Source organism: Streptomyces sp. AF1A, from assembly GCF_047340315.1.
Lineage (GTDB): Bacteria > Actinomycetota > Actinomycetes > Streptomycetales > Streptomycetaceae > Streptomyces.
Genome location: NZ_JBLEBI010000256.1, coordinates 1 through 7,188, shown reverse-complemented (window position 1 = coordinate 7,188; position 7,188 = coordinate 1). Strand labels below are relative to the sequence as shown.

At 77.4% G+C, this 7,188-nt stretch carries 2 protein-coding genes and 1 pseudogene; all 3 read right to left on the bottom strand.

Going from position 1 to position 7,188, the window contains the following annotated elements; all coding sequences use genetic code 11:
* The coding region (locus ACLU3S_RS34660) for a type I polyketide synthase (protein WP_413955947.1) at nucleotides 1–3,739 on the bottom strand (3,739 nt) is incomplete at its 3' end.
* 14 nt (nucleotides 3,740–3,753) lie between these two features.
* A complete protein-coding gene (locus ACLU3S_RS34655) occupies nucleotides 3,754–6,144 on the bottom strand; it encodes a type I polyketide synthase (protein WP_413955946.1) in 2,391 nt (796 codons plus the stop codon).
* Nucleotides 6,036–7,154, bottom strand: a pseudogene (locus ACLU3S_RS34650) (acyltransferase domain-containing protein); the annotation flags it as partial. The pseudogene ACLU3S_RS34650 and the gene ACLU3S_RS34655, both read right to left, overlap by 109 nt.
* Nucleotides 7,155–7,188: the final 34 nt, after the last annotated feature.

Here is a 7,188-nt window from a genome sequence, read left to right as displayed (position 1 = left end):
CGGCGCCGGCGGGCACGTCCTGCACCGGCAGCCAGTCGACCGCGTGCAGGGAGCGCTGGGCGGCGGTGGCCGTCGTGAGCGCGTCCGGGGCGAGGGGGCGGACGGTCAGCCCGCCGGCCGTGAGGACCGGGGCGCCGGCCGGGTCCCACGCCGTCAGGGCCACGGTGTCCTCGCCGCGGCGGCTGAGCCGGACGCGCAGGGCGGTGGCGCCGGTGGCGTGCAGCTGGACGCCGGACCAGCCGAAGGGCAGCACGACCTCGCGCTCGGGTTCGTCGGGGCCGCGCACGATCAGCGGGTGCAGGGCCGCGTCCAGCAGCGCCGGGTGCAGGGCGAACGCCGCCGCGTCCTTGTGCCGGTCGGCGCCCAGCGCGACCTCGGCGTACAGGTCGTCGCCGTCCCGCCAGGCGGACTTCAGGCCCCGGAAGGCCGGGCCGTAGAGGTACCCGGACGCGGCGAGCCGGTCGTAGGCGCCCTCGGTCGCGATCCGCTCGGCGCCCTGCGGCGGCCACACGGCGGGTGCGGACTCCTGCGGGGCGGCCGGGTCCGTGACGAGCCGGCCGCCGGCGTGGTACGTCCACTCGCCGTCCGGGTCGTCGTCGCGGCGCGCGTGGATGCCGACGGCACGGCCGCCCTCGGCGTCGGCGGCCGACACCGTGACCTGGATGCGGACCCCGCCGTCGTCCGGCACCACCAGCGGCGCGGCCAGGTCGAGTTCGTCCACGCCCGCGCAGCCCACCTGGTCCCCGGCCCGCACCAGCAGCTCCAGCAGGGCGGTGCCGGGCAGCAGCACCGTGCCGGACACGGCGTGGTCGGCGAGCCACGGGTGCGTGCGCAGGGACACCCGGCCGGTGAACAGCGTCGTACCGTCCTCGGCGTTCGCCACGGCGGCGCCCAGCAGCGGGTGGTCGACGGCCTCCAGGCCGAGGCCGGTGGCGTCACCGGCGGCGGCCGGGGCGTCGAGCCAGTAGGAGGCGTGCTGGAAGGCATAGGTGGGCAGGTCGCCCGGGGCGACGGCCGCCGCGGCGGGGCCGCCGGCGCCGAGGACGGCGCGCCAGTCGACCGGCGCGCCGTGGACGTGGGCGAGGGCCAGGGACCGGGTCAGCCGCACCGGGCCGCCGTCGTCGCGGCGCAGGGTCTCCAGGGTGACCGCCGGGACGTCCGCGGCCTCGGCGACCTCCTGCACGGCGGAGGTGAGCAGCGGGTGCGGGGTCGGTTCGACGAACACCCGGTAGCCGTCGGCCAGCAGCGCGCGGGTGGTGTCGGCGAAGCGGACCGTGGAGCGCAGGTTGCGGTACCAGTAGCCGGCGTCGAGGCCGGTCGTGTCGTACGCCCCGCCGGTGACCGTCGAGTAGAACGGGATCCGGGACGGGCGCGGCGCGACCGGCGCGAGCGCCGCCAGCAGCTCCTGCTCGATCGCCTCGACGTACGCGGAGTGCGAGGCGTAGTCGACCGGGATGCGGCGGGCCCGCACGCCGTCCGCCTCACACTGGGCGAGCAGCGCGTCGAGCACGTCGGGCGCGCCCGCGACCACGGTGGCCGCCGGGCTGCTGACGGAGGCGATCTCGACCCGCTCGGGGTGCCCGGCGAGCCGCTCGGCGACGGCGTCGGCGGGCAGCGCGACCGAGGCCATGGCGCCCGTGCCGGCCAGCCGGTCCCGGGTGATGAGGCTGCGCAGCGCGACGATCCGCACGGCGTCCTCCAGGCCGAGCGCCCCGCACACGTACGCGGCGGCGATCTCGCCCTGGGACTGCCCGATCACGGCGGCGGGCCGCACGCCCGCGGCCTGCCAGACCCCGGCGAGCGCGACCATCACCGCGAACAGGGCGGGCTGGACGACGTCGACACGCTCCAGCGGGGGCGCGCCGGCCGTGCCGCGCAGCACGTCGAGCAGCGACCAGTCGACGAACCGGGCCAGTTCCCGCTCGCATGCCTCGACGCAGGTGCGGAACACCGGTGAGGTGTCCAGGAGTTCGCGGGCCATGCCGGCCCACTGGGAGCCCTGGCCCGGGAAGACGAAGACGGTACGGCCGCCGGTGGCCTCGGCGCCGGTGGTGACGGCGTGCGGGCAGTCGTGGCCGTCGGCCAGGGCGCGCAGACCCGCCTCCAGCTCCTCACGGCAGGCACCGGTGGCCACACCCCGGTACGGCAGCGCGGCCCGGCCGGTCACCAGGGCATGACCCACCGCCCCCGGCTCCAGCTCCGGATGCGCCCGGGCGAACTCCAGCAGCCTGGCCGCCTGCGCCCGCAACGCCTCCTCACCACGCGCCGACACCGGCCACACCCACGGCACCGACCCCACCACCACCGGAGCCCCCTGCGCCACCTCCACCGGCACCTCCGGTGCCTGCGGTGCCTGCGGTGCCTCCTCCAGAATCACGTGCGCGTTCGTCCCGCTGATCCCGAACGACGACACCGCCGCCCGCCGCACCCGACCCGTCCGCGGCCATGCACGCGCCTCGGTCACCAACTCCACCGCACCCGCCGACCAGTCCACATGTCCACTGGGCTCGGCAACGTGCAGCGTCGGCGGAACCACACCCGCCCGCAGCGCCATCACCATCTTGATCACACCACCCACACCGGCGGCCGCCTGCGTGTGCCCGATGTTCGACTTCAACGACCCCAGCAGCAACGGCCGCTCCGCCGGACGGCCCTGACCGTACGTCTCGATCAACGCCTGCGCCTCGATCGGATCCCCCAGCGTCGTCCCCGTACCGTGTCCCTCCACGGCGTCGACGTCCTCGGGCGCGAGGCCCGCGTCGGCGAGGGCCTGTCGGATGACGCGCTCCTGGGCGGGGCCGCTGGGCGCGGTCAGCCCGTTGCTGGCGCCGTCCTGGTTGACCGCGCTGCCCCGGACGACGGCCAGCACCCGGTGCCCGCCCCGCACCGCGTCCGACAGCCGCTCGAGCACCAGCACCCCCACGCCCTCGCCCCAGCCGGTGCCGTCCGCGTCGGCGGAGTACGCCTTGCAGCGGCCGTCCGGTGCGAGGCCGCGCTGCCGGGAGAACTCCAGGAAGATCGTCGGGGACGGCATCACGGCCGCGCCGCCGGCCAGGGCGAGGGTGCACTCGCCGTGCCGCAGCGCGCGGACCGCCAGATCCAGGGCGACCAGGGAGGAGGAGCAGGCGGTGTCGACGGTGACCGCCGGGCCCTCCAGGCCGAGGGTGTAGGAGATCCGGCCGGAGGCGACGCTGGAGGAGCCGCCGGTGACGCCGTAGCCCTCGTACTCCTCGGGCAGCGGGCCGATGCGGGCGGTGTAGTCGTGGTACATCAGGCCGGTGAAGACGCCGGTGGCGCTGCCGCGCAGGGAGGTGGGGTCGATGCCGGCCCGCTCCAGCGCCTCCCAGCCCGTCTCCAGCAGCAGCCGCTGCTGCGGGTCCATCGCCGTCGCCTCACGCGGCGAGATCCCGAAGAACGCCGGATCGAACTCGGCCGCCGAGTGCAGGAAGGCGCCCTCACGCACATACGACTTCCCCGGCCGGCCCGGCTCCGGATCGTACAGACCCTCCAAATCCCAGCCCCGGTCCTGCGGGAAACCGCCCACCGCGTCCGTACCCGAGACGACCAACCGCCACAAGTCCTCCGGGGAGCGCACGTCACCCGGGAAACGGCAGCCCATGCCGACCACCGCGACGGGCTCGCGGTCGCGCTCCTCGCGCTCGCGCAGCCGCTGCCGGGTGGCGTGGAGGTCGGTCGTGACCTTCTTCAGATAGTCGCGGAGTTTGTCCTCGTGAGACATCCGGCCAACGCTCCTCATGAGATGCCGAGTTCGCTTTCGATGAACGTGAAGATTTCGTCGTCGGTGGCCGACTCCAGCTGCTCCAGGACCGCGTCCGGCTCCGGCCCGTCCGGCTCCGGGGAGCCGAGCGGTGCGGGTCCGGTGGGCGCCGCCGGCTCGGCGGGGGTCAGCCGGTCCAGGACCCGCTCGGCGACGGCGGCCGGGGTCGGGCAGTCGAAGAGCAGGGTGGTGGGCAGCCGCAGGCCGGTGGCCGCGTTCAGGCGGTTGCGCAGTTCGACCGAGGTGAGCGAGTCGAAGCCCAGCTTGGCGAAGGCCCGTTCGGGGTCGACGGCGTCGGGGCCGCCGTGGCCGAGGACCACCGCGGCGCACCGGCGGACCAGCTCCAGGACGGTGTTCCGGCGGCTCTCCGGGTCCAGGCCCCGCAGCCGCTCCGCGAGCCCGTCGGGCCCCTGACCGGCGTCCGCGGGAGAGCTCGCGGCCTGCTCGGCGCGGCGGACCGGGACGCGGACCAGGCCGCGCAGCATGGGCGGCACGGACTCGGCGTGGGCGCCGGTACGCAGGGCCGCGGTGTCGAGGGCGGCGGGCACGAGCAGCGGGGCGTCGCCCGCGAGCGCGGTGTCGAGCAGCCGCAGCGCCTCGGCGGAGGGCAGCGGGGCGACGCCCGCGCGGGCCATCCGCGCCAGGTCGGTGCCGGACAGGGCGCCGGTCATGCCGCTCGCCTGCTCCCACAGGCCCCAGGCGAGCGAGACGGCGGGCAGCCCTTCGGCCCGGCGCTGGTGGGCGAGGGCGTCCAGGAAGGCGTTGGCCGCCGCGTAGTTGGCCTGCCCGCCGAGGCCGAGGGTGCCGGCGACGGAGGAGAACAGCACGAACGCCGTCAGGCCGGCGCCCCGGGTGAGCCGGTGCAGCTGCCAGGCCGCGTCGGCCTTCGGCCGCAGCACCCGCTCCAGCGCGCCCGGGGTGAGCGCGGGCACGGTGGCGTCCTCCAGCAGTCCGGCGGCGTGCACGACGGCCGTGAGCGGGTGCGCGGGGTCGATCCCGTCGAGCGTGGCGCGCAGCGCCTCGGGGTCGGCCGCGTCGCAGGCCACGGCCCGCGCCCGCGCGCCCAGTCCGGCCAGCTCGGCCACCAGGTCCGGGGCGCCGGGCGCGGCCTCGCCCCGGCGGCTGGTCAGCACGAGGTGCCGTACGCCGTGTTCGGTGACCAGGTGCCGGGCGAGCAGCGCGCCCAGGGTGCCGGTGCCGCCGGTGATCAGGACGGTGCCGTCCGGGTCGAGCGGGCGGCGGGCCGGGTCGGCGGGGGGTGCGGCGTGCGTCAGGCGCGGTACGGCGGCGCCCCCGTCGCGCAGCACGAGCTGCGGTTCGGCGAGGGCGAGCCCGGTGGCCACCGCCCGGGGCAGCGCGGCCAGGGAGGCCTCGTCGGCGTCCAGGACGAGGCAGCGGCCGGGTGCCTCGGTCTGCACGGTCCGCAGCAGGCCCCACGCGGCGGCCTGGGCGAGCGCGGCGGAACGGTCCTTCGGGCCGGAGCCGGGCGAAGTGGCCGCCGCGGCCCCGGGGGTGAGCGCGCCGGTGGTGACGGCCACGAGCCGTGTGCCGGCCAGCCGTTCGTCGGCGAGGAACCGCTGGACCGTCTCCAGCAGCCACCGGGTGAGACCGTGGGCGGCCGTGACGGGGTCGGGGGCGTCGCCGCCGGCCAGCGGGACGAGCAGCAGCTCGGGCGGGGCGGCACCGGCGTCCAGGGCCCGGCCGAGGTCGGACAGGTCGGCGTAGGCCGTGGCGTGCGGCAGCGCGGGCACGGTGTACGGGCGGCCCAGGAGCGCCGCGGTGCCGGCGGGGTACGGCTCGGCGCCGAGCGGGACGGGCGTGAAGTCGACGGTGAACAGGGCGTCGGAGCGGTGCGCGAGTCCGGCCAGGCGGCGCGGGTCGACGGGCCGCATGACCAGTCCGTCGGCGCTGAGCACGGGCTGCCCGGCCGCGTCGGCGACGGACACCGCGACCGCTCCGTCGGCGGTGCGGGCGAGCCGGACCCGCAGGGTGCCGGCGCCGAGGGCGTGCAGCCGCACCCCGTGCCAGGCGAACGGCAGCAGGGGCCCGGTCCCGCTCCCGGCGTCGGCCCCGGGCAGCAGGCCGATGGCGTGCAGGGCGGCGTCGAGGGCGGCCGGGTGGATGCCGAAGCCGTCGCCGGCCGGGGCCGGGGCGTCGAGCGCGACCTCGGCGAAGACCTCCTCGCCGCGCGTGTCCAGGCGGCCCGCAGGCCCTGGAAGGCGGGCCCGTACTCGTAGCCCTGGGCGAGCAGGGCGGCGTAGCGGTCGGAGAGGTCGAGCGGGGTGGCGTCCTCGGGGGGCCAGACCCCGCCGTCCGGCCGTGCGGGCGGCGCCGCGGCCAGCCGGCCCTCGGCGTGCCGGGTCCACGGCCGGCCGGTGCCCTCGGCGGACGGCTCCGGGCGGGAGTGCACCGACACCGGGCGGCGTCCCTCGCGGTCCGCGTCCCCGACCAGCACCTGCAGCTGCACCGGCGTGTCCCGGTCGAGCACCAGCGGCGCGTGCAGGACGAGCTCCTCGACGGCGGGCAGGCCCACGGACGCCCCGGCGTGCAGGGCGAGGTCCACGAAGGCGGTGCCGGGCAGCAGGACCGTGCCGAGCACGGCGTGGTCCCGCAGCCAGCGGTGCTCGCGGGGCAGGATCCGGCCGGTGAACACGGCCGGGCCGCCGTCGGCCAGGTCCACGCGGGCGCTCAGGAAGGGGTGCCCGGCCCGCTCCACGCCGAGGTCGCTCGGGGCGGTGCCGCGCCGGGTGGGCGTCAGCCAGTACGGGGTGGACTCGAAGGCGTACGTCGGCAGGTCCACCGGTCGCGGGCGGCGGCCCGCGTACAGCGCGGTCCAGTCGAGGGCGCAGCCGCGCACCCAGGCCTCGGCGGCCGATGCGGCGAACCGGCGCGGCCCGCCGTCGTCCCGGCGCAGCGAGCCGACCGCGAACAGCGGCTCGGTCCCGGTCGCCGCCTCCACCGTCTCCTGGATGCCGGTCGCCAGCACGGGGTGCGCGGCGGCCTCCACGAAGCAGCGGTGCCCCTCGGCGGCGAGCAGCCGCACGGTCTCGTCCAGGCGGACGGTGCCGCGCAGGTTGCGGTACCAGTAGGCGGCGTCGAGCGGTTCGCCGTCGATGCGGCGGGCCAGCAGCGTGGAGTAGAACGGGACCTGGGGGGCGCGGGGGGTGATCGGTGCGAGCGCGGCCAGCACCTCGTCCTCGATCTCCTCGACGTAGACGGAGTGCGAGGCGTAGTCCACCGGGATCAGCCGCGCGCGGACGCCGTCCGCCGCGCACCGGTCGACGAGTTCGGCGACGGCCTCGCGCGGCCCGGAGACGACGGTCAGCCCCGGGCTGTTGTACGCGGCGACGCCGACGCCGGCGCCGACGGCGGCGATGCGGCGCTCCGCCTCGGCGGCCGGGAGGGCGAGA